This is a genomic window from Streptomyces sp. NPDC057963, from assembly GCF_042887155.1.
In the GTDB taxonomy this organism is placed as follows: domain Bacteria; phylum Actinomycetota; class Actinomycetes; order Streptomycetales; family Streptomycetaceae; genus Streptomyces.
Genome location: NZ_JBHVPX010000004.1, coordinates 282455 through 305756, shown reverse-complemented (window position 1 = coordinate 305756; position 23302 = coordinate 282455). Strand labels below are relative to the sequence as shown.

General features: G+C 73.5%; 12 protein-coding genes. 3 read left to right on the top strand and 9 right to left on the bottom strand.

What is annotated here, in order from left to right; translation table 11 throughout:
- Positions 1 to 43: 43 nt before the first annotated feature.
- From ACFVT1_RS11635 to ACFVT1_RS11620, 4 genes are all read right to left on the bottom strand, one after another.
- Positions 44 to 1438 (bottom strand): dipeptidase, encoded by a 1395-nt coding sequence (locus ACFVT1_RS11635; protein WP_389794336.1) that lies wholly within the window; start codon positions 1436 to 1438, stop codon positions 44 to 46.
- Between the two features lie 10 nt (positions 1439 to 1448).
- Positions 1449 to 4946, bottom strand: a complete 3498-nt coding sequence (locus tag ACFVT1_RS11630; protein ID WP_389794335.1) for a UvrD-helicase domain-containing protein — start codon at positions 4944 to 4946, stop codon at positions 1449 to 1451.
- Between the two features lie 260 nt (positions 4947 to 5206).
- The gene (locus ACFVT1_RS11625) at positions 5207 to 8872 is read right to left on the bottom strand and encodes a UvrD-helicase domain-containing protein (RefSeq protein WP_389794334.1); all 3666 of its coding nucleotides are present in this window, start codon (positions 8870 to 8872) and stop codon (positions 5207 to 5209) included.
- Between the two features lie 341 nt (positions 8873 to 9213).
- Positions 9214 to 9582: an MGMT family protein gene (locus tag ACFVT1_RS11620; protein WP_389794594.1), complete on the bottom strand. Its 369-nt coding sequence runs from the start codon at positions 9580 to 9582 to the stop codon at positions 9214 to 9216.
- A gap of 353 nt (positions 9583 to 9935) precedes the next feature.
- On the opposite strand from ACFVT1_RS11620, the gene ACFVT1_RS11615 reads away from it, so the two are divergent.
- The 3 genes from ACFVT1_RS11615 (at position 9936) to ACFVT1_RS11605 (ending at position 16328) form a co-directional block, all read left to right on the top strand.
- Complete coding sequence (locus tag ACFVT1_RS11615) at positions 9936 to 12800, top strand: lysylphosphatidylglycerol synthase domain-containing protein (protein ID WP_389794333.1); 2865 nt, start codon at positions 9936 to 9938, stop codon at positions 12798 to 12800.
- A 156-nt stretch (positions 12801 to 12956) separates the two neighbouring features.
- Positions 12957 to 14564, top strand: coding sequence for an alpha/beta hydrolase (locus ACFVT1_RS11610; RefSeq protein ID WP_389794332.1), 1608 nt, complete (start codon positions 12957 to 12959; stop codon positions 14562 to 14564).
- Between the two features lie 177 nt (positions 14565 to 14741).
- Complete coding sequence (locus tag ACFVT1_RS11605; protein WP_389794331.1) at positions 14742 to 16328, top strand: alpha/beta hydrolase; 1587 nt, start codon at positions 14742 to 14744, stop codon at positions 16326 to 16328.
- Positions 16329 to 16400: 72 nt separating this feature from the next.
- On the opposite strand, the gene moeZ is transcribed toward ACFVT1_RS11605, so the two are convergent.
- The 5 genes from moeZ to ACFVT1_RS11580 form a co-directional block, all read right to left on the bottom strand.
- Positions 16401 to 17579: an adenylyltransferase/sulfurtransferase MoeZ gene (gene moeZ / locus ACFVT1_RS11600; protein WP_362200570.1), complete on the bottom strand. Its 1179-nt coding sequence runs from the start codon at positions 17577 to 17579 to the stop codon at positions 16401 to 16403.
- Between the two features lie 85 nt (positions 17580 to 17664).
- A complete protein-coding gene (locus tag ACFVT1_RS11595) occupies positions 17665 to 18489 on the bottom strand; it encodes a spherulation-specific family 4 protein (protein WP_389794330.1) in 825 nt (274 codons plus the stop codon).
- Entirely contained in the window at positions 18477 to 19442 is a 966-nt protein-coding gene (locus tag ACFVT1_RS11590) for an NAD-dependent epimerase/dehydratase family protein (protein ID WP_389794329.1), read from the bottom strand. Before ACFVT1_RS11590 ends, ACFVT1_RS11595 begins: the two co-directional genes overlap by 13 nt.
- A 216-nt stretch (positions 19443 to 19658) precedes the next feature.
- On the bottom strand, positions 19659 to 21134 hold the full coding sequence (locus ACFVT1_RS11585) for a hypothetical protein (RefSeq protein WP_389794328.1): 1476 nt from the start codon (positions 21132 to 21134) through the stop codon (positions 19659 to 19661).
- Positions 21135 to 21213: 79 nt separating this feature from the next.
- A complete protein-coding gene (locus ACFVT1_RS11580) occupies positions 21214 to 23133 on the bottom strand; it encodes a DUF3492 domain-containing protein (protein ID WP_389794327.1) in 1920 nt (639 codons plus the stop codon).
- Between the last annotated feature and the right edge of the window lie 169 nt (positions 23134 to 23302).

The window sequence follows — 23302 nt, the reverse complement described above, 5'->3', positions numbered from 1 at the left end:
GGTGCTTCCTACTCCCCCGGGATGGATCGGGTGTTCAGAGGATTCAGCGGAGTGCGGCGGCCAGTTCGCCCCAGAGGTGGGCCGCTGTCTCGACGCCCTTGAACAGGAGGTCGAGTTCGACCTTCTCGTCGGGGGCGTGCCAGCCGTCGGACGGTACGGAGATGCCCAGGAAGAGGACGGGTGCGCCGAGCACGTCCTGCAGGTCGGCGGCGGGCCCCGAGCCTCCTTCGCGGGTGAAGAGGATCTTCTGGCCGAAGGCCCGTCCCATGGCGCGGGCCACGGCCCGCAGGGCCGGGTGGTCCAGCGGCGTCAGGCAGGGGCGGGTGGCGGGGGCGAAGGCGATCCGGTGCCGGACACCGGCCGGGACCTGCGCCTCCGCCCAGGCCCGGACGGCCTGCTGGACATGGTCGGGGTCCTGGCCCGCGACCAGCCGGAAGCTGATCTTCACCAGGGCGGAGGACGGGACGATCGTCTTGCTTCCGGCACCCTGGTACCCGCCGCCGATGCCGTTGACCTCTGCCGTGGGGCGGGCCCAGATGCGCTCCAGCGTGGAGTAGCCGGCCTCGCCCGACGCCGCTCGGGACTTGGCGGTACGCAGCCAGGTCGCCTCGTCGAAGGGGAGTTCGGCGAAGAGCGCGCGCTCGGTGTCGGTGAGTTCTGCCACTCCGTCGTAGAAACCGGGGATCGCGACCCGGCCGTCCGCGTCGTGCAGCGCGGCGACGAGCCGGGCCACGGCCGTCGCGGGGTTGGGGACCGCGCCGCCGAACGAACCGGAGTGAATGTCCTGCTCCGGGCCGTGCAGCTCGATCTCGCACTCGGCGAGGCCGCGCATGCCCGTGCAGACGGTGGGGGTCGTCTCGTCCCACATGCCGGTGTCGGAGACGATCACGGCATCGGCGGTGAGCCGGGCGGCCCGCTCCTCGACCAGGGCGCGGAAATTCGGGGAGCCGGACTCCTCCTCGCCCTCGATCAGCAGTTTGAGGTTGACGGCCGGGGTGGTGCGGCCGGTGGTGGCGAGGTGGGCGCGGACGCCGAGGGTGTGGAAGAACACCTGCCCCTTGTCGTCGGCGGCGCCCCGCCCGTACATGCGGCCGTCGCGGATCACCGGCTCGAAGGGGTCGGTGTCCCAGCCGTCCTCGCGGGCGGCGGGCTGCACGTCGTGGTGCCCGTAGACAAGGACGGTCGGGGCGTCCGGGTCGTCCGAGGCCCACTCGGCGAAGACCGCGGGAGCGCCGGGTGTCTCCCAGATCTCGGTGACCGGGAAGCCGGTCTCCCTGAGCTTGGCGGACAGCCACTCGGCGCTGCGTCGTACGTCCCCGGCGTGCTCCGGCTGGGCGGATACGGACGGGATGCGCAGCCAGTCGGCGAGGTCGTCGAGGAAGGCTGTGCGGTGTTGATCGGTGTACGTACGGACGGCGCTGTCCGGGGTGTCGCTCATGGCCTTGAGCCTATCGGCCCGTCGGAGGTGGCTCGTCCCACAGGAGACGCTCCAGTTCCGCCCGGCCCGGCAGGCGGGTGGGGCGGACGGTCTCTCCGCTGCGTACGTACAGGAACGTGGCGGTGACGGCGGTGAGCGGCAGGTCGTGCAGCTCGGCCCAGGCCAGGCGGTAGACCGCGAGCTGGAGGGGGTCGGCGGTATGGGCGCGGGCGGTCTTCCAGTCGACGATCTCGTAGGTCTCCCCGGTGCGGTACACCGCGTCGATACGGCCCCGGACCACCCGGCCGGCCAGGGTGATCTGGAACGGTGTCTCCACGCGGTACGGGGTGCGGCGGGCGTACGGGGTGCGCTCGAAGGCCTCCTTGAGCGCGGCGAGGTCGCGCTCGTCGGCGATCTCGGCGTCGCTCTCGTCACCGCCGGGCAGCTCGTCCGGTCCGAGCATGGGCAGTGGCAGCTCCTCGAAGCGGGACTCCACCCACGCGTGGAAGCGCGTGCCCCGGCGGGCCGCGGGCTGCGGGGGCCGGGGCATGGGGCGGGCCAGCTCCTGGGCGAAGCCGTCGGGGTCGTCGGCGAGGCGCAGCAGCTGGGTGGCCGAGAGCGAGGCGGGCACGAGGACGTCGCGCACGGTGGCGCGGGCGCGGCGCAGTTCGCCGGTGAGGGCGTCGAGGTCGCGGTCCCAGGAGGCGAGGGTGCGGGACTCCTCGGGGGTGAGGTGGTGTGCCCCGGCGCACTCCGGGGCGCGGGCCGCCGGGACGTGCGGGGTGGGGGTGCGCGGTGTGGGGGCCGGGGCGGGCGGTGCGGGGGCGGGAGGCTCCGTCGACAGCGTGTCCCAGTCGTCGGCGCCGTCGGGATACGCCTCGTCGCCGGGGAACGGATCCTCGTCGGGGAACGGGTCGTCGTCGTACGGGGCGTCGTCGGGGGACGGGCCGTCGTGCGGACCCGGGGCGGCGGGCGGCGCCTCGTACGCGTCCGGCGCACCTCCCGCCGCGGCCAGGGACTCCAGATGTGCCATGACGGTGTCCGCGGCGGCCCGGCGGCGGCTCAGCGCGACGTCGTCGAGGGGAAGCGGCCACGCGTGGTCGGCCTCCTTCCCGGCGAGCGCCGGGTTCTCCTCGTCCTCGGCCGGTTCGTCCGCCCAGACCTCGATCTCGCCGTGTCCGGCCGCGCAGTGCTCGTACAGCGCGTGCAGGAAGCCGGACGGGCCGCGCGGCTTCTTCTGGCTCGGACCCCACCAGTGGCCGGAGCCGAGCAGCAGGGTGCGGGGCCGGGTGAAGGTGACGTATCCGAGGCGGAGCTCCTCGGTGTGCTGGTGCTCCTTCATCTCCTCCTTGAAGCCCTTGAGTCCCTTGGCGTCCCAGGAGTGGACGACGGGGAGGGTGGCCGTGTCCCCGCGCAGGGCGTGCGGGAGGACCTTCGACTGGGAGGTCCAGGCGTCGCGGGACTGGCTGCTGGGGAACTGGCCGGTGACCAGGCCGGGCACCGCGACGACGTCCCACTCCAGGCCCTTGGACTTGTGCGCGGTGAGGACCTTGACGGTGTTCTCGCCGCCGGGCAGGGCGTTGTCCAGGCCCTTCTCGTACTGCACGGCGGTGCGCAGGAAGCCCAGGAAGGCGAGGAGGGTGGCCTCGCCGTCGACGGTGGCGAAGCGGGCCGCCACGTCCAGGAAGTTGGCGAGCGTCTCGCGGCGGCGGGCGGCCAGCGCGTGCGGCGACGCGGAGAGCTCGACCTCCAGGCCGGTGGTGGCGAGGACGCGGTGGAGCACGTCCATCAGGGGATCGGCCAGCGAGCGGCGCAGGTCGCGCAGTTCGGCGGCCAGGTGGGCGAAGCGGACGCGGGCCTCGGCGGAGAACGGAAGTCCGTCGTCCACGCCGCCGCCCGATTCGAGGAAGGTGTCCAGCGCGTCGGCGAGCGAGATCACTTCGGCCGGGTCGATGCCTTCGACGGCCTCGGCGAGGCGGCGGTCGGGGTCGAAGCCGTCCTCGTCGCCATGGGCCGCGCGGTGGACGAGGAGGCGGGCGCGGCGGCCGAGGAGTGCCAGGTCCCGGGGGCCGATCCGCCAGCGGGGGCCGGTGAGCAGCCGGACCAGGGAGGCGTTGGCGCCGGGGTCCTGGAGGACTTCGCAGACCGCGACGAGGTCGGCGACCTCGGGCAGGTGCAGCAGCCCGGACAGGCCGACGACCTCGACGGGGATGTCGCGGGCGACCAGCGCGGCCTGGATCTCCGGGAAGTCGCCCGCGGTGCGGCACAGGACGGCTATCTCGCCGGGTGCCTTTCCCGTTCCCACGAGGTGGGCGATCGAGTCGGCGAGCCAGTCGATCTCTTCGGAGTGGGTACGGAGCAGGGCGCAGCGGACGATGCCGTCGCGCTCGGCGCCCGGGGCGGGACGCAGGGCCTCGACGCCCTCGTGCAGGGCGCGCAGGGGTGCGGCGAGGCCGTTGGCGAGGTGGAGGAGACGGCCGCCGCTGCGGCGGTTCTCGCTGAGGGAGTAGCGGGTGGCGGGGGTGCCGTCGGCGTGCGGGAAGTGGCGGGGGAAGTCGTCGAGGTTGGCCACGGAGGCCCCGCGCCAGCCGTAGATCGCCTGGCAGGGGTCGCCGACCGCGGTGACGGCGTGCCCGGTCGGCGCCGCTCCTTCGGGGCCGCGGCCGAAGAGGGCGGAGAGCAGCAGCCGCTGGGCGACCGAGGTGTCCTGGTACTCGTCGAGCAGTACGACGCGGAACTCGTCGCGCAGGATCGCGCCGACCTCGGGCCGGGTGAGGGCCAGCTCGGCGGAGAGGGCGATCTGGTCGCCGAAGTCGAGGAGGTCGCGGCTCTTCTTGGCCTCGCGGTAGCGGCGGGTCAGTTCCAGCAGTTCGCGGCGGGCCTCGGCGATCTCGGGGATCTTGCGCAGCTCGGCGTTGGTGAGCCGGGCCGATTCGAGCGTACGGAGCAGTTCGGTGTCGTACTCCGCGAGTTGTCCGGGGCGTACGAGATGCTCGGCCAGCTCGGCGTCGAGGGCCAGCAGATCACTGACCAGCGTGGGGAACGACCTGGTCAGAGCCGGGTACGGGCCGGGGGCCTCGCGCAGCACGCGGGCGGCGAGCTGGTAGCGGGTGGCGTCGGCGAGGAGGCGCGTGGTGGGTTCGAGGCCGATGCGCAGCCCGTGCTCGGTGAGGAGCCGGCCGGCGAAGGCGTGGTACGTGGAGATGCTGGGCTCGCCCGGAGGGTTGTCCGGGTCGAGGGCGTCCGGATCGGTGACCCCGGCCGCGACGAGGGCCTTGCGGACGCGCTCGGCGAGCTCGCCCGCCGCCTTGTTGGTGAAGGTGAGTCCGAGGACCTGCTCGGGGGCCACCTGCCCCGTCCCCACCAGCCACACCACGCGCGCCGCCATCACCGTGGTCTTCCCCGACCCGGCTCCGGCCACGATCACCTGCGGGGCGGGCGGCGCCGTGATGCAGGCCGTCTGCTCCGGGGTGAACGGGATCCCGAGGAGCTCCTTCAGCTGCTCGGGATCAGTGATGCGTGAGGACACCCGACCGAGGCTAACCGGACGCACCGACAATGTGCGGGTCGGCGCCTGCCCGGCGCCCCGCTCGCTTCGGGGCGTGGCAGCTCACTCCGGAGCGTGACGGTCCACTCCGGGGCGTGGCGGTCCACTCCGGAGCGTGGCGGCCCACTCCGGAGCGTGGCGGCCCACTCCGGAGCGTGGCGGCCCACTCCAGGACGTGACGGCCCACTCCGGAGCGTGGCGGCCCACTCCAGGACGTGACGACCACCGCAGGAGGTGGCGGCTCACTCCAGGACGTGGCGGCCCTCCGGCTGCGCGCTGCACGAGGCCCGGAAGGCGCAGTGCGTGCAGTGCTGGCCGGTCGTGGGGGTGAACCGTTCGTCCAGGACCCGTCCGGCGGCCGTGGCCAGCAGGTCGGACACCCACTCGCCGGAGAGCGGTTCCTGGGCCTGCACCTTGGGAAGGGCGTCGCCTCCCTCCTTCTTGGGGGCGGGCTGGCGCAGCTGTACGAGTTCGGCGCCGCCGGGCTCGGGGCGCCTGCCGTCGAAGATCTCGTCGACCGCTCCTTCCCGGACGGCCAGCTGGTACACGGCGAGCTGGGGGTGGCGGGCGACCTCGTCCTTCGTCGGGGACTGTTTGCCGGTCTTGAAGTCGACGACGTACGCCCGGCCCTCGGCGTCCTGCTCGACGCGGTCCATCGAGCCCCGGATGCGTACCTCGTACTCCCCCGCCTCCAGGGTCACGTCGAAGTCGTGCTCGCTGGCGGCGGGGGCGCGTCCGGCGCGGTCCATGACGTGCCAGCGCAGGAAGCGTTCGAGGGCGACCCTCGCCTGCTCCTTCTCCTGCCGGGACTTCCAGGGGGCGTCGAAGACGAGGCCGTCCCAGACCGAGTCCAGGCGCTCCATCAGGACGGCCAGATCGGCGGGGGTGCGCCCGGAGGCCACCTCGTCGGCCAGGACGTGGACGACGTTGCCGAAGCCCTGCGCGGCCGTCGCCGGAGCGTCCGCCTTCACCTCGCGGCCGAGGAACCACTGGAGCGCGCAGGTGTGGGCCAGCTGGTCGAGCGCGCTGCCGGAGAGGGCCACGGGCCGGTCCCGGTCGCGGAGCGGGACGGCGGAACGGGTCGGCTCGTACAGGCCCCACCAGCGGTAGGGGTGGGCCGCGGGTACCAGTGGCCGGTCCTCGTCGTCGGTGAGTGCGGCGAGGCGGGCGAGGCGGTGGGCGGCCTCCTCGCGCAGGGCGTCGGAGGCGTCGGGGTCGACGGTGGTGGCGCGGAGTTCCGCGACGAGCGCGGCGACGGCGAGCGGGCGGCGCGGGCGGCCGGTGACGTCGCGCGGTTCGGCACCGAGTTCGGCGAGGAAACGGGACGCCTGGTCGCCGTCGTCGGCGGCCGCCTTGACCGCGGTGACGACGAGGCGTTCACGCGCACGGGTCGCCGCGACGTAGAAGAGGCGGCGTTCCTCGGCGAGGAGGGCACCGGGGGTGAGCGGCTCGGCCAGCCCGTCACGGCCGATCCGGTCCGCTTCGAGCAGCGAGCCGCGGCGGCGCAGGTCCGGCCAGAGCCCCTCCTGCACGCCCGCGACGACGACGAGGCGCCACTCCAGGCCCTTGGACCGGTGTGCGGTCATCAGCCGTACGGCGTCGGGACGCACGGCGCGCCTGGAGAGGGTGTCGGCGGCGATGTCCTGGGCGTCGACCTCCTCCAGGAAGTTCAACGCACCGCGCCCGCCGGTGCGCTCCTCGGCGCGGGCCGCGGTGTCGAAGAGGGCGCAGACGGCGTCGAGGTCGCGGTCGGCGTTGCGACCGCCCGAACCCCCGCGCAGCGCGGCACGCTCCAGCCGCCCCGGCCACGGGGTGCCGGCCCACAGCTCCCACAGCGCCTCCTCCGCGGTACCGCCGCCTTCGAGGAGCTCACGCGCCTTGCGCAGGAGCGCACCGAGGCGCTGGGCTCCGCGCGCGTACGCCGGGTCGTGCGCGACAAGCCGTTCGGGCTCGGCGAGCGCGCGGGCCAGCAGGTCGCCGGAGGGGGCCGGTACGCGATTTCCGGCAGCCCGCTCCTCGTCGCGCAGGGCGCGGCCGAGCCGGCGCAGGTCGGCCGCGTCCATGGCGCCGAGAGGGGAGGTGAGAAGGGCCAGGGCGGTCTCGGTGTCCAGCCAGGAGGGCGTGTCGGGGGCGGGCGGTTCCTCGGTGGACGCGTCGGGTTCCCGGCCCGGAACGGGAGCCTCCGGAGCCGCACCCGCCGAAGCCCTCCCAGCCGCGTCCTCCGGGACAGCCGCATCCGCCGGAGCCTCCACGCTCTCCGGAACAGCCGCATCCGCCGAAGCCCTCGCACCCTCCGACGCAGTCGCACCCGCCGAGACAGCCGCGCCCTCCGAAGCCTCCGCACCCGCCGGAACAGACACACCCTCCGACGCAGTCGTACCCGCCGAGACAGCCGCGCCCTCCGAAGCCTCCGCACCCGCCGGAACAGACACACCCTCCGGCGCAGTCGCGCCCGCCGAGGCCTCCGCACCCGGCGCACCCCGGCGCAGGGCCGCCGTGGCGACCGCGCGGAGGGCGGTCAGGAGCGGGGCCACCGCCGGTTCGTGGCGCAGGGGGAGGTCGTCGCCGTCGACCTCCAGGGGCACGCCCGCCGACGTCAGGGCCCGGCGCACCGAGGGGATCGTGCGGCCTCCGGCCCGTACGAGCACCGCCATCTCGTGCCACGGGACGCCGTCCTCCAGATGGGCCCGGCGCAGCAGGTCGGCGATGTTGTCGAGCTCGGCGGAGGCGGTCGGATAGGTGTACGCCTCCACGCTGCCGCCCTCACGGACCGCGGCGAGCTCCCGGTGGGCGCGGACCTTCGCCGAGGGCAGCCGGGTCAGCGGCATCCGGCGGGTGAGCAGCCGGGTGGCGGCCAGCAGCTGTCCGCCGGAGCGGCGCGAGGTGGTGAGGACGCCGACCGGAGCCGGAGCGCCGTCCGCCCGCCGGAACCTCTCCGGGAAGTCGGGGATGCCGTTCACATCGGCGCCCCGGAACGCGTAGATCGACTGGTCCGGGTCACCGAAGGCGATCAGGTCCCGCCCGCCCCCGGCGCCCGGGGCGCTCCCCCGGTTGCCGGCCAGCGCGTGCAGCAGCCGTACCTGCGCCGGGTCCGTGTCCTGGTACTCGTCCACGAACACCGCGTCGTACCGCCCGGCCAGCAGCGCGGACACCTCGGGGCGCTCCGCGAGCAGCACGGCCCGGTGCACCAGCTCCGCGTAGTCCAGCACCCCCTGCGCGTCCAGCACGTCCAGGTACTCGGCGAGGAACTCGGCGGCGGCGCCCCAGTCCGGCCGGCCGGTGCGGCGGGCGAAGTCGGCCAGCGCGTCCGGGGCCAGACCCAGTTCGCGGCTGCGGGCGAGCACCGCCCGTACCTCGTCGGCGAAACCGCGCGTGGTCAGGCAGGCCCGCAGCTCGTCGGGCCAGCGGATGTGCGGGAAGCCGTCCCGTTCCAGTTCGAGCTGGCCGGCGAGCAGCTCGCGGACGGTCACGTCCTGCTCCGGCCCGGAGAGCAGCCGCATCGGTTCGGCGAAGAGGTCGGCGTCCTGATGGGACCGGACCAGCGCGTAGCAGAAGGAGTGGAACGTGGTGGCCTGCGGACCGCGGGCGGCACCGAGCCGGGCGGCCATCCGGTCGCGCAGTTCCACGGCGGCCTTGCGGCTGAAGGTGAGGACCAGGAGGCGGGCCGGGTCCGCGCCCCGTGCCACGCGCGCGGCGACCGTCTCGACGAGCGTGGTCGTCTTGCCGGTGCCGGGTCCGGCGAGCACCAGGAGCGGGCCGCCGGGGTGGTCAACCACCGCGCGTTGCGCCGCGTCCAGGAGAGGGGGATCCACGGAGCCCGGCGGGGTGCGCACCAGTCGGTACGCGCCCGCGGTCCGCTGCCGTGCCTGACGGTGCGGACTGTGCCGGGTGGTGGAGGAGGAGCTCACGTGGATCGCCGGTCCTGGTGGGTGGACGAGGTGTACTGGGTGTACGGGTGGTCTCGGGTGTACGGGTGGTCTCGGGTGTACGGGTGGTCTCGGGTGTACGGGTGATGAGGGTGCGGTGCGTGCCGCGAACTGACGACGCTACGCCGACGCGGGCGCGATACGGGACGAGTCCGCTGCGTACCTCGTCACGTTCCGGGGCGCGGGGGCCGGCCTCGCGGGTACCGGCAGGCAAGGTGTCGCGGGTGCCAGGCGTGTCGCGGGTGCCGACGCGCGGCGCGTCGTGTTCCGCGTCACGCGCCGGGCCCGGCGCCGCCCGTTGGGCCTCCGAATGGCCGAAGCTGTCAGATGTGAGCACCTCTGTCCCTGTCCCCGTCCGCGTCCGCGTCCGCGCCACCGGTGACGCCGTCCCACCGCGCCCGCTTCATGTCGAGGCGTGGCAGATGGCCCTCCGCGCCGCGCGACGCCTCGCGCAGCGGGGTGCTCTCCTCGCGGTAGTGGTCCAGCGCCCGCAGTTCGTGGCCGGGCAGCATCGCCCCGTCGGCGCGCACCACACGCCACCACGGCACTGCGGCCCCGTACAGCGCCATGACCCGGCCGACCTGGCGCGGGCCGCCCTCGCCCAGCCACTCCGCGACATCGCCGTAGGTCATGACACGGCCGGGCGGGATCAGCTCGGTGACATCGAGGACCCGCTCCGCATACTCCGGCAGCTCGTCGACCGCCCGGCCACCGCTCGCCCGGTCGTCTCTCGTCCGGCCACCGCTCGCCCGGTCGTCTCTCGTCCGGTCGCCGATCGCGCGGTCGCCGCTCGTCCCGTTGCCGCTCGTCCGGTGTTGGCTCATCCGGCCCATCCTGCCGTACGGCACCGACAGCCCGGACCGATCCGCGCGCGCCCGCTCACGGGGCGTGCGTGCGGGAGCAAAGGAGCGTATCTTGCGCTTCGCGTGTGCGCGCAGTACACCCTGATGCCCTCCTCCGTCGCCGGGCCGTGCCACCATCGTGCGGGCGGTGACCGGTGATACGAGAACACGAAGACCAATCAGAGGCGACGAAGGAGCAGGGCGTGCAGCCACCGAAGGCGGCGGACGCCCCTGACGCCGAGCCGTACTCGGACACGCCGGACGGGCCAGCCGGAAAGCCCGGTGCGGGACGGGGAGAGCCCGGTGCGGATCGAGGCACCCCCGGTGCGAAGCGGACGGAGCCCGGCGCGCGGCAGGCGGCGCCCGATGCCGGGCGGCAGGACGTCCCCGGGCACCTGGCCGGCGCGACCCTCTCGACCGCCGCGGCGGAGGCCGAACGCGTCTCGGGCGACGAGCCGCTGCTCCCCGCCCGGGTGCACCGCCCCTCCGACCTCATGCGCCTCCTCATCGGCGTCCTCGCGATCGCCGTCCTGTTCTCGATCGCCGCGTTCGCCCACGGCACGACCACCGGCCTCGAACAGGACATCAACAAGGGCACCGGCCAGGCACCCGACATCCTGATCAAGCTCGCCGGGCTGGTCTCCAGCATCGCCGTGCTGCTCGTCCCGGTCGCCTTCGCCATCGAACGGCTGATCAAACGCGACGGACTGCGGATCGCGGACGGCGTGCTCGCCGCCGTACTGGCGCACGGCGTCACGCTCGCCGCCGACCTCTGGGTGGCCAAGTCCGCCCCCGGCACGATCCAGGACGCCCTGACCCAGCCGCAGCCCGGTGACGCGCTCACCGATCCCGTACACGGCTATCTCGCCCCGGTGATCGCCTATATGACGGCGGTCGGAATGGCGAGACGGCCACGCTGGCGGGTCGTGCTGTGGGTGGTGCTGCTGCTCGACGCGTTCGCCATGCTGGTCGGCGGCTACACGACCCCGTTCTCGATCATCCTCACCGTGCTGATCGGCTGGACGGTGGCATACGGCACGCTGTACGCGGTCGGCTCGCCGAACGTACGGCCGACGGGTCAGCACCTGATGGCCGGGCTGCGCCATGTCGGCTTCCACCCGGTCACCGCGATGCGTGCCGAGGACGCGCCCGACTCCGGCGATCAGAACGACCGGGGTCGCCGTTACCTGGTCACGCTGGAGGACGGGCCACCGCTCGACGTGACGGTCGTCGACCGCGAGCAGCAGGCCCAGGGCTTCTTCTACCGGGTGTGGCGCAGGCTCACCCTGCGCGGCATCACCCAGCGCCGTTCCATCCAGTCGCTGCGCCAGGCGCTGGAGCAGGAGGCGCTGCTCGCGTACGCGGCGATCGCCGCCGGGGCCAACGCGCCCAAGCTGATCGCCACCTCCGAGCTCGGGCCCGACGCCGTGATGCTGGTGTACGAGCACATCGGCGGCCGTTCCCTAGACGCGCTGGAGGACTCGGAGATCACCGACGAACTGGTGCGCGGCGCCTGGCGTCAGGTGAAGGCGCTCCAGTCCCGCCGGATCGCGCACCGCAGGCTCACCGGCGACGCCATCCTGGTGGATCGTGCCGGCAAGGTGTTCGTCACCGATCTGCGCGGCGGCGAGATCGCGGCCGGTGATCTGGTGCTGCGGATGGACGTCGCGCAGCTGCTGACCACGACGGGTCTGCGGGTGGGTGCCGAGCGGGCCGTCGCCGGTGCCCTGGAGGTGCTGGGCCCCGATGCCGTCGCGGACTGTCTGCCACTGCTCCAGCCGATCGCGCTGAGCCGCTCCACCCGGGCCACCCTGCGCCGGCTCGCCCGGGAGCGCTCGCAGCGCGAACGCGAGGCGGTGCTCGACGCGTCGGACGCGGCCAAGCGCGCCAGAGCGCTGGAACACGGAGCGGCTCAGGAGACCGCCGCGTCCGGAACGGGTCCCGATCACAAGACCGGCCACAAGACCGACCGCAAGGCCGCCCGCAAGTCGCTGCGCAACCAGAAGCAGGCCGAGAAGCGGGCCATGGACGAGGCCCTGGAAGAGGCGCGCGAGGAGGACCTGCTCTCCCAGATGCGGCAGCAGGTGCTGCTGATCCGGCCGCAGGCACCGGTCGAACCGGTCCGGCTGGAGCGCATCAAGGCACGCACCCTGGTCAGCTGCATCGCCGGCGCGATCGCCGCGTACTTCCTCATCTCCCAGTTCACCCAGGCCGACTTCGGCGCGGTCGTCGAGCAGGCCGAGTGGGGCTGGGTGGCGGCGGCGGTCGGCTTCTCGGCCCTCAGCTACGTCGCGGCGGCGATGAGCCTCCTGGGCTTCGTGCCGGAGCGGGTGTCGTTCCGCAAGACCGTGCTGGCGCAGGTCGCCGGGTCCTTCGTGAAGATCGTCGCCCCGGCCGCGGTCGGCGGTGTCGCGCTGAACACCCGCTTCCTCCAGCGCGCCGGCGTACGCCCGGGGCTCGCCGTGGCGAGCGTCGGCGCCTCGCAGCTGTTCGGTCTCGGCTGCCACATCCTGCTGCTGGCGGCGTTCGGCTACCTGACCGGTACGGAGAAGACCCCGTCCTCGCTCACCCCGTCCAGAACCGTGATCGCCGGGCTGCTGACGGTCGCCGTACTGGTGCTGGTGGTGACGGCGGTCCCGTTCCTGCGGAAGTTCGTGGTGACGCGGGTGCGGTCGCTGTTCGCCGGAGTCGTACCGCGCATGCTCGACGTGGTGCAGCGGCCGCAGAAGCTGCTGACGGGCATCGGCGGGATGCTGCTGCTGACCGGCCTGTTCGTGATGTGCCTGGACGCGTCGGTCCGGGCGTTCAGCGGCCCGGATGTGCCGCACCTCAGTTATGCCAGCATCGCGGTGGTCTTCCTGGCCGGCAACGCGCTCGGGTCGGCGGCGCCCACGCCGGGCGGAATGGGCGCGGTCGAGGGCGCGCTGACCCTGGGGCTGATCGCGGTCGGCCTGCCGAAGGAGGTCGCGGCACCGGCCGTTCTGCTCTACCGGCTGCTGACCCTGTGGCTGCCGGTGCTTCCCGGCTGGCTCTGCTTCAACCATCTGACGCGCAAGGGCGAGCTCTGACGGCTCCTCAGCCGCCGTGCGAGCCTGTCCCCCGAGACCGGCCGGGAGTCTTCGAAGGGCACCCCTCGGCTGCCCGCCGCGCCGATCGGGCGACTCCGGCCACCCGCTTGGACCGGTGCCGGTGCACCGCTCCGGTTCCCGCCGCACGATGAGCCCATGAGGACCTCCCCTGCCCTGCGCGCCGCCGCTCTCGCCGCCACCGTCACCGTGCTCCTTCCCCTCACCGCCTGTTCGGAGAACAACGACAAGGGCGGTCCGGGCGGGCCTCACAGCTCTCCGCTCGCCGCGAACGCCGCCGAGGCGAACAGCAGCCCCGGCGGCCTCGCCTCCCAGAAGCTGACGTGGCAGCCGTGCCCCGCGCCGTCCGCCGCGCAGGGCGGTGGAAAGGCCCCCTCGCCCCTGCCCGACGGCACGCGCTGGGAGTGCTCCTTCATGAAGGCTCCGCTCGACTACGCGAACCCCGGCGGCGAGACGATCGAGCTGGCGCTCATCCGGGCCAGGGCCAAGAACCCGGACAAGCGGATCGGTTCCCTCATCTTCAACTTCGGCGGTCCCGGCGCCTCCGGTGTCTCGACCCTGCCCGCCTTCGGCACCGACTACGACAAGCTCCGCACCCGCTACGACCTGGTCAGCTTCGACCCGCGCGGGGTCGGCAACAGCGCGGGTGTGGAGTGCGAGACCGACCAGCAGCTCGACGCCCGCTTCGAGAGGGACGACACCCCGGACTCCGACGCCGAGGCGAACGCCGTCATCCAGGACGCCAAGACGTTCGCGTTGGCCTGCAAGAAGAACTCCGGCAGGGTGCTCCCCTACGTCGGCACCGCCAACGCCGCCCGCGACATGGATCTGATGCGCCAGGTGCTCGGCGACAAGAAGCTGTACTACTTCGGCATCTCGTACGGCACCGAGCTGGGCGGCGTCTACGCCCACCTGTTCCCGAAGAACGTCGGCAGGTCGGTGCTGGACGCGGTGGTCAATCCGACCCAGGGCATCGAACAGGCCTCGCTCGGCCAGGCCAAGGGGTTCCAGCTCGCGCTGGACAACTTCACCGAGGACTGCGCGGCCCGCGGCGGCGCCTGCACGCTCCCCGGTTCCACCGGGAAGGAGATCGAGCAGGGGATCTCCGGCCTTCTCGCCCGGCTGGAGAAGAAGCCGATCCCCGGGCTCGGCAACCGGCAGCTGACCCAGACCCTGGCCACCACCGGCATCGCGGCCGCCCTCTACTCCAAGGAGACCTGGCCGCTGCTGGAGCAGGGAGTGGACGAGGCCGACGGCGGGAACGGCGCGCTGCTCCTCGCCCTCGCGGACTCGCTCAACGGCCGTTCCGAGAACGGCCACTACGACAATTCCATCGCCGCCAACACCGCCATCAACTGCGCCGACTCCAAGCAGCGGTTCACCACCCAGCAGACCGAGGCGAAGCTCCCGGAGTTCCGGGCCGCCTCCAACGTCTTCGGTGACTACCTGGGCTGGGGCCTGATGGTCTGCACCGGCTGGCCGGTGGCGGGCGCCTGGGTGACCCCGGACGTCAGCGCCCCGGGCGCGGCCCCCATCCTCGTCATCGGCAACACCGGCGACCCCGCGACCCCGTACGCGGGCGCGAGGGCGATGGCCGACGCGCTGGGCAAGGGTGTCGGTGTGCGGATGACGTACGAGGGCCAGGGGCACGGCGCGTACAACAGCGGCAACGCCTGTGTGCAGAACACCGTGGGCGCCTATCTGCTCGAAGGCAGGGTTCCGGCGGTCGGGACCGTCTGCAGGTAGTCCCTCCGCCGCGGACGCGAGCAGTTCGTGTGGGGGCTTCGGCGGCGCGCTCGATCGCTCGCCCGTCCGCCGCGGACGCGAGCAGTCCGCCCTCCGCGGACGGCCTACGGGACGGCCCATAGCATGGGCGCACTTTCTGTACGGCGTACGTACAGGCACATCGGGGAGGACGTACACGTGGCCGGACACGCACGCGCCGGGGCTCTGGCCGGCGCCGCACTTCTGCTGACGGGGCTGCTCGCGGGCTGCGACAGCGCTGCCGACGGCAAGCCGGCCGACCGGACTGACCTCGGTGCGGCGTCCTCGCCAAACGCGTCGTCCGCCACGCCGAGCGGGCAGCCCGGTACGCCCGCCCTGCCCGCCGCGCTGACCTCCCAGCGGCCGGACTGGAAGCGCTGCGGGGCCCCCGCGGGCGGCACGGCGCCCGGTGCCGACTGGCGGTGCGCGACGGTCGAGGTGCCGCTGGACTACGCGAAACCGGGCGGCGACACCATCCGGATCGCACTGATCCGCAAGGAGGCCCGGGACAGGGGCCGGCGCCTCGGCTCGATGCTGTTCAACTTCGGCGGCCCCGGCGGTTCGGGGGTCTCGATACTGCCGCGCGCCGCCGACTCGTACGGGTACGGGAAGCTCAACTCCCGCTACGACCTGGTGAGTTTCGATCCACGCGGGGTCGCGAGCAGCGCCGGGGTGAACTGCCATACCGACCAGGAGACGGAGATCGCCAACCGCAGGGTCGACATCACTCCGGACACGGCGGCGGAGGAGGCGGCGTTCATGAAGGACGGCGCGGACTTCGGCGCCGGGTGCGAGCGCCGCTCCGGCAGGGTCCTGCCGTACGTCGGCACGACGAACGCCGCCCGGGACATGGATCTGATCCGTGAGGTGCTCGGCGACAAGAAGCTCACCTACTTCGGCATCTCGTACGGCACGGAGCTGGGCGGCACCTACGCGCACCTCTTCCCGAAGAACGTGGGGCGTGCCGTCTTCGACGCCGTCGTCGACCCGACCGCGGACGCGATCGGACACGCCCGCAACCAGGCGACCGGCTTCCAGCGGGCACTGGAGAACTACCTCAAGGACCGCGGCCAGGACCCGAAGACGGGCACGCAGCGCATCGCCCGGCTGCTGGAGCGGATCGACAGGAAGCCGCTGCCGACCGGCTCGGACCGTGAGCTCAATGAGTCGCTGGCGGTCACCGGCATCGTCATGCCGCTCTACTCCAAGAGCAGCTGGCCGTATCTGACCCAGGCGCTGGACGAGGCCGAGAAGAGGGGCACCGGCTCCATGCTGCTGCAGCTGGCCGACTCGTACAACGGCCGGGACGAGAAGGGCCACTACGACACCCAGAACCAGTCGCAGCGCGCCATCTCCTGCGCGGACAGCAGGCTCCGGCCGACGGCGGCCGAGGCCAGGGCCATGCTGCCCGAGTTCCGGAAGCTGTCCCCGGTGTTCGGCCCGTTCCTGGCGTGGGACACGGCCGGCTGGTGCGCGCAGTGGCCGGTGGAGGGCGAGCACGACACCCCGGAGGCGAGCGCTCCGGGCGCCGGTCCGATCCTGGTCGTCGGTACGACCGGCGACCCGGCGACGCCCTACGAGGGCGCGCGGAAGATGGCGGACGAGCTGGGCGAGGGCGTCGGGGTCATGCTCACCAACAAGGGCGAGGGGCACGGCTCGTACGGCGGGAGCGCGTGCGTGACGTCGACCGTGGACGCGTACTTCCTCGACGGAAAGGTCCCGGCGGACGGCAAGACCTGCTCGTGACACGGCCCCGGGGGCCCCGGGTATGCCGAAGGGGCCGGTCCGCGCGCGGACCGGCCCCTTCGAAGTGCGTCGTCAGTACACCGGCTTCTCGGGCTCGATCTGGTTGACCCAGCCGATCACGCCACCGCCCACGTGCACCGCGTCGGCGAAGCCCGCCGACTTGAGGACCGCGAGGACCTCGGCGCTGCGGACGCCGGTCTTGCAGTGCAGGACGATGCGCTTGTCCTGCGGGAGGTCCTGGAGGGCGTTGCCCATCAGGAACTCGTTCTTCGGGATCAGCCGGGCGCCCGGGATCGAGACGATCTCGAACTCGTTCGGCTCACGGACGTCGATGATCTCGATCTTCTCGTCCGCGTCGATCCACTCCTTCAGCTGCCTGGGAGTGATCGTGGAGCCGAGCGCAGCCTCCTGGGCCTCCTCGGACACGACGCCGCAGAAGGCCTCGTAGTCGATGAGCTCGGTGACGGTGGGGTTCTCGCCGCAGACCGCGCAGTCGGGGTCCTTGCGGACCTTGACTTGGCGGTACTGCATCTCCAGGGCGTCGTAGATCATCAGTCGGCCGACCAGCGGGTCGCCGATACCTGCGAGCAGCTTGATGGCCTCGGTGACCTGGATGGAGCCGACGGAAGCGCAGAGCACCCCGAGCACGCCGCCCTCGGCGCAGGAGGGGACCATGCCCGGCGGGGGCGGCTCCGGGTAGAGGCAGCGGTAGCAGGGGCCGTGCTCGGACCAGAAGACGGACGCCTGGCCGTCGAACCGGTAGATCGAGCCCCAGATGTACGGCTTGTTCAGCAGTACGGCCGCGTCGTTGACCAGATAGCGGGTGGCGAAGTTGTCCGTGCCGTCCACGATCAGGTCGTACTGGGCGAAGATGTCCATCACGTTGTCGGCTTCGAGCCGCTCCTCGTGAAGGACCACATTCACGTACGGGTTGATGCCCAGCACCGAGTCCTTGGCGGACTCGGCCTTGGAGCGGCCGATGTCGGCCTGGCTGTGGATGATCTGGCGCTGCAGGTTCGACTCGTCGACCTCGTCGAACTCCACGATGCCGAGGGTGCCGACACCGGCGGCGGCCAGGTACATCAGCGCCGGCGAGCCGAGACCGCCGGCGCCCACACAGAGCACCTTCGCGTTCTTCAGCCGCTTCTGCCCGTCCATCCCGACATCCGGGATGATCAGGTGGCGGGAGTACCTGCGGACCTCGTCGACGGTGAGCTCGGCAGCCGGCTCGACCAGGGGTGGCAGCGACACAGGAACCTCAACAATGCAGGTGGTCGGTTTCTACGTACTTCAACTACGTACGGTTGCTCTTGCCGTAACACTGCCACGCCCCTTCTCATTCCGAGATACCAGGTCCGATCCGCGAGACGATTTCGTCCCAGTAACTGGGCAGCGCCGCGAATGGGTCCGTTTGTCCGTGCTGTCTGTCCCGGTCCGTGAAGAAGATCGTGCCCGCGCCCTGCCAGCGGGCGATGCGCATGGCCTCTTCGAGATGGGTGCGCGGAACGCCGTGGACGAAGTGCGCGAAGCGCTCCGGCGGATAGGCGGCGGTCCACTCCGCCACCTGCGACCAGCGGTAGTCGGCCCACGGTCCGCAGAAGGTGACCACCTGGTCGGCGGCCTCGGCGTAGCCCGGATGCGGATGGGTGCCCGGTCCCAGCACCAGCAGCCCGCGCTCGTCCCCGCCTTCGTCGTGTTCGAGGAGCGTGGCGAGGGTGCTGGTGAGCCGGCGGACGGCCGGGAGTTCGGCACGCCCGGCCGGGCACCGGCCGAGGTAGAAGCCGTCGACGCGGTACCAGTCGAGGAAGGACTGCGCGTCGGCGATCAGCTCGCCGAAGGCGCGGCTGCCGAAGGCCAGATCGAGATGGCCGAGCAGCTGGCCGCCCGCTCCCGGGGCGGAATCCCGCGGGGTCGCGCCGCGCACGGCCCGCTCGCGTGCGTTGCGGAGCCGGCCCACGGCCTCCAGGCAGTGCGGGTCAGGGCGGGCGCCCGGACCGTCGTCGATGTTGAGGACCGCCCAGTGCAGCGGGGTGCCGGGGCGGGTGAGCTCGGCCCATTCGGTGGGCGCGAGCAGCGGGTGCGCGTAGCCGGGGACGCCGAAGCCGAGCTGTTCGGCGCCGCCGGTCCGGCAAGTGGTGCCGGTGGAGGTCAGATACGGCACGCCGCCTCCATCCAGATGTCGGCCAGGGACTCCTCCAGATTGATCCGGGGGCGCCAGCCAAGCCGGTCCCGGGCGGTACGGACGTCGGCCTGCTGCCAGGCGCCGCAGCCGTCCGGGTAGGGGGACGGGGTCGCCGAGAGGTGCTCGACGACCGACTCGGTCGAGGTGCGCGGGGCCCCGATGGGCAGCCGGGGCGGGGGCGCGTCGAGCTCGTGGAGTGCGCCCGCGTATCCGGCGACCCTGGCGAGGACGGCGGCCGCGTCCCGGAGCCGCACGGCGCGGCCGGTGCCGATGTTGACGACGCCCTGTGCCGCGGAGAGCGAGGCGGCGTGCACGGCGCGCGCGACATCGCGTACGTCGACGAAGTCGCGCTGCACGCCGAGGCCGCTGAGCTTCAGCTCGCCGTCGCCGGACTGCATGGCCCGGCGCATCGCCTCGGCGAGCCTGCCGAGCGGGGAGCCGGCCGGGGTGCCGGGGCCCACGGGGGAGAAGACCCGCAGCACGACCGCGTCGAGGCCGGAGCCGAGGACGAGTTCGGTGGCGGCCAGCTTGCTGACGCCGTACGGGCCGCCGGGACGCGGAATCGCGTCCTCCGCGGTCGATGAGCCGGGCTGCGAGGGCCCGTACTCCGACGAACAGCCGACCTGGACGAGACGGGCCGTACAGCCGCTGCGGCGCATCGCCTCGCAGACGGTGGCGACGGCGACGGTGTTGTGGCGGGTCAGGTCGCGGGCCCCGCCTCGGGTCGCGCCCGCGCAGTTGACGACGACGCCGGGGTGGACGGCGTCCAGGAAGCGGGTCAGCGCGCCGGGGCTGCCGCTGGCGAGGTCGAACCGTACGTCCGCGTCGTCGCCCCGGCCCAGCGCCGTGAGGTGCACGGCGGGGTCGGCGAGCAGGCGGTCGGCCACGAACCGGCCGAGGAATCCGTTGGCTCCGAGCAGCAGCACCCTCATCGCGCGCCCCCTGGGAGCCGACGGCGGCCTGCCGGTGCGGGGGATTGGGGGGTCATGTCCGGTGTCTCCTTGAGGAAGTGAAGTGTGGTCCGGTACGGGGAAAGGGCCCGCGGCGTCGGCTCCGCGGGGCATGCGGGTGGTTCGTGTGCGGAGGGTGGAGCGGTGGAGCGGCTTCGGTCGCGCGGGGTGCGCGGGGTGCGGGTGCGGTCGCGGGGATTACGCGGGGGTGCGGGTCCGGTCGCCGGTCCGGGCCGGGGAGTGGGCGGATGCCCGGGGCAGCACGACCGCGGCGGTGACCAGCAGTCCGAGCCCGGCCGCGCCGCAGGCGAGGGCGGACACGGCCCCGGTGCCGGCCGCCGCGACCAGGGCGTCGACGGGCCGGGCGAGGAAGTGCAGACCGGGCAGCCGCCCGGTCAGGACCAGGGCGGGCGCCAGCGCTTCCACCGAGCAGGCGGCGGCGAGTCCGGCGGTGGCGGGTTCGGGGAAGCCGTGCACGGTCAGCATCCGGGCCAGCAGGAGCAGTCCACCGAGCGCGGCCGCTCCGACGAAGGCACCGCCGCCCCCGTATCCCAGGTGTGCGAGGTACAGCAGTCCGGCGAGGGCGCACAGATGGAGCGCGACGGCCCCGAACAACAGGGGGCGCACGCCTGCGGCGAACTCATCCAGTGCGCGGCTGCCGACGAGTTTGCGGTGTGCGTGCACGGAGAAGAGGTGCGCGCACCAGGCGGCCGGGGCGAGGGAGAGGGCCAGCCCCAGCAGCGGTGCGGGGGTGAGTGTCCAGGGGCCCTCGGGTCCGCCGCTGAGCACCTGGTCGAGCAGTGCGTCGCCGTACAGGACATGACCGAGGAGCCAGCAGCCGTACACCTGGGCGGCACCCGAGGAGCCGCCCTCGGCGTGCAGGGGGCCGCTGCGCAGACCGAGGACCAGGCCGACGACCGCGACGAGCGCTCCGGTGAGGGCGATCGCGAGCCGGGCCTGGCCGCCGAGCGTCCCCTCGGTGAGCCTCAGCACCCCGGCGGTCGCGACGCAGGCGGCGCCCGGCACCAGTGCGCGGAGCGACCAGGCGGCGCGTGTCCCGGTGTCGCGCTCCGGCGCGCGGAGCCCTGTTCCGGGTTCCTCCGCCACGGCGGGTACCCGGGCGAAGAGTTCCTCGGCGAGCGAGAAGACGTCGCGGTGCCGGTAGCGGGCGGCGGCGCGGTCGGTGACGCCACGGGCTTCGAGCCCGGCGGCGATCTCCAGTGGATCGACGGCGCGCTCGCACAGTTCGCGGTGGCGGTGCATCAGCGATTTCACGGGGTCGGCGGGACCGCGGCGCGAGGTGCGGAGCCTGCGCGCCGGAGCGGCGCGCGCGATCTCGGGGGGCCGGGGCGCGGCAGCCCGCGCGTCGGCGCTGCTCCCCGTGCCGGCCTGCTCCCCGCCGCCCTGCTCCTTGGCAGTCTGCCCCTCGACGAGCCGCCCCTCGACGGCCTGCCCCGTGACGACCTGCCCCGCGGCGGGGCGCTCCGTCACGGCTCGCTCCGTGGCGGGGCGCGGCGCCGATGCGGGCTCGGCGCCGGAGGCCGGGGCCGAGATCTCGGTGGCGGGCGTCCTGGCGGCGGAGCTCCTGGAGACCAGGGCCCGGGAGCGAAGGTCCCCGCTCGCACCGGTGGACGGTCTGGCGGGTGCGTCGGACACCTCGGTCGGGCGGCCCATCGTCTCTCCTCCGTGATCGTCGCCGGCTTCCTCGGACCGTCCCGCCCCGCCGCTGCGGCCCGGCCGGTCCGTTTCCCGTTCACACATCGCCGCCACCCGCTCCCCGCGCTGCCGCGCAGACGGCCCGGGGCCCGGCGGCCCAGCCGGGTGTGCGGTCGACCGGCCGCGCCGGGGCGGCGCCCGAGGCCGTCCACGGGCCCAGGACGTGCGCCTCCGGCGGGGTGGCGAAGGGGCGCGGTCCGCCGTCGGCGTTCACCGCGTCGGCCTCCCTGTGCACCGGGGCGTGCGAGATCAGCTCCCGGTAGATGCCGTGAAGCGCCGCCAGGTTCTGTTCGACGGTGAAGAGTTCGAGCGCGCGGGCGCGCGCCGCCGCTCCGAGCCGCGCGCGGCGCTCGGGGTCGCGCAGCAGCGCGAGACAGGCGTCGGCGAGCGCCTGGGGATTGCGCGGTGGCACCACGAGCCCGGTGCCACCGATGACTTCGACCACCGCGCCGACGTCCGTCGACACCGTCGCCCGTCCGCAGAACATCGCCTCGACGAGACCGGAGGGGAAGCCCTCGGCCACGCCGGACAGGACGACGACCCCGCCCGCCGCACAGGCCTCCGGAAGATCCGGCCCCTCGGCCCCGCCGAGGGGCTCGAAGGAGTCCGGGTTGCTGCCGACGGCACGTGCGTCGCCGGCCTCGTCGGGGAACAGCTGGGCGGCGAGCGCCCGGCAGCGCGCGAGACAAGCGGCCCCCTCCGGGCCCTGCGCCGCTTCGCCGACGATCCGCAGCCGGGCGGCCGGTTCGGCCTTCCGCACCTCCGCGAAGGCGTGCAGCAACGCGATCAGGTCCTTGGCGGGCCCGATCCGGCCGACCTGGACCAGCGTGTCGTCGGGGCCGCTGTCACCGCTCTCCCCCAGCGCCGTGAACCGGTCCGGCTCCATGCCCGGGTGGACGGTGCGCAGCTTCTCGCGCTCGGCACCGCACCGTTCCTGCCAGCGGCGGGCGTGGCTGTCGCCGGATGTGACGATCGCGGCCTGCCGGTACACCTCGGCGGCAAGCCGTCCGTGGAAGGTGGCGAGCAGAGCGCGCACCGGCACACTCAGGAGGGTGTCGTCGGCGGCGAGATAGTGCGCCCGCAGCCGCACGCCGTGCTCGGTGACCAGCAGCGGAACTCCGAAGAAGCGTTTGGCCAGCAGACCGGGCAGGGCGGCGGCCCCACCGGATGCGGCGTGGCGGAGGTCGACCGCGCCGAGGCTCTCCCCGTCGTACCAGTCGAGGGAGAGCGGAAGCAGCACCCGGTCGAGCTCCCGGGCGAAGGCGAGGAGGTCGGGGACGGTCGCGGTCCGGACGGTGCGCCCGGCGCCCGGGGCGCGGCAGGCGGCTTCGAGTACGCGTACGGCGGTTTCGGAGCGGAGTGCCGCGCGAAGCCCCCCGTGTTCGCGGGCCGGCTCGGCGAGTCCGTACAGCCCCTCCGTGAACTGCGTGTCCGCCGCACCGGGGGTCGTACGCCCCGCGCACGACTCTTCGCCCCGCACGCAGGAAGCCGCGCCCCCGCTCGCGTCGCAGGGAACCGCGCCCCCGCTCGCGTCGTTGAGAGCCGCGCCCCCGCTCACGCCTCCGGCGTCGTCCGCGCCGGCCGCCGCACCCACCGCACCCGCCGCGCCAGTCGCGCAGAGCGAGGCCGCGAGCGCCGTGAAGCGCGCCGTGAAGCGGCGCCGTTCACACCGTCCGTACGAGCGCTCGCCCCCGCCCGTGACCATCCGGGCGAGCAGGCCCTTGGGGGCGCGGGTGCCCGGGACGGACGCGCCGGACACTCGCAGCGGCGCCGTCCGCACCCGGCCGGCCTGCGCCGGGAGCCGGTCCCGGCCCCGCTCCTCCTGCTCTGCGGACCGGCTGAGCGCGAAGAGATCGAACTCGTGCTGCGCGAGCCCGCGCACCAGACGGTCGCACCAGAGCCTGGACTCACCGGTCGCATACGGATGACCACCTTCCGTGAGGAGTCCGATCCGCACGAGTACACCCCCGATCTCCCTAGTGGGCGGCCGCCGCGGGAACGGCGACTCACAGCGGGACGACCGTAAGCGGATACGCCGGTGGTGGGGCGGCGGCGGGGGTCGGGCCCCCCCCCAGGACGGCGACCCCGGGGCGGAAATTGCCACCCCCCGCGTCTTAGAGACATAT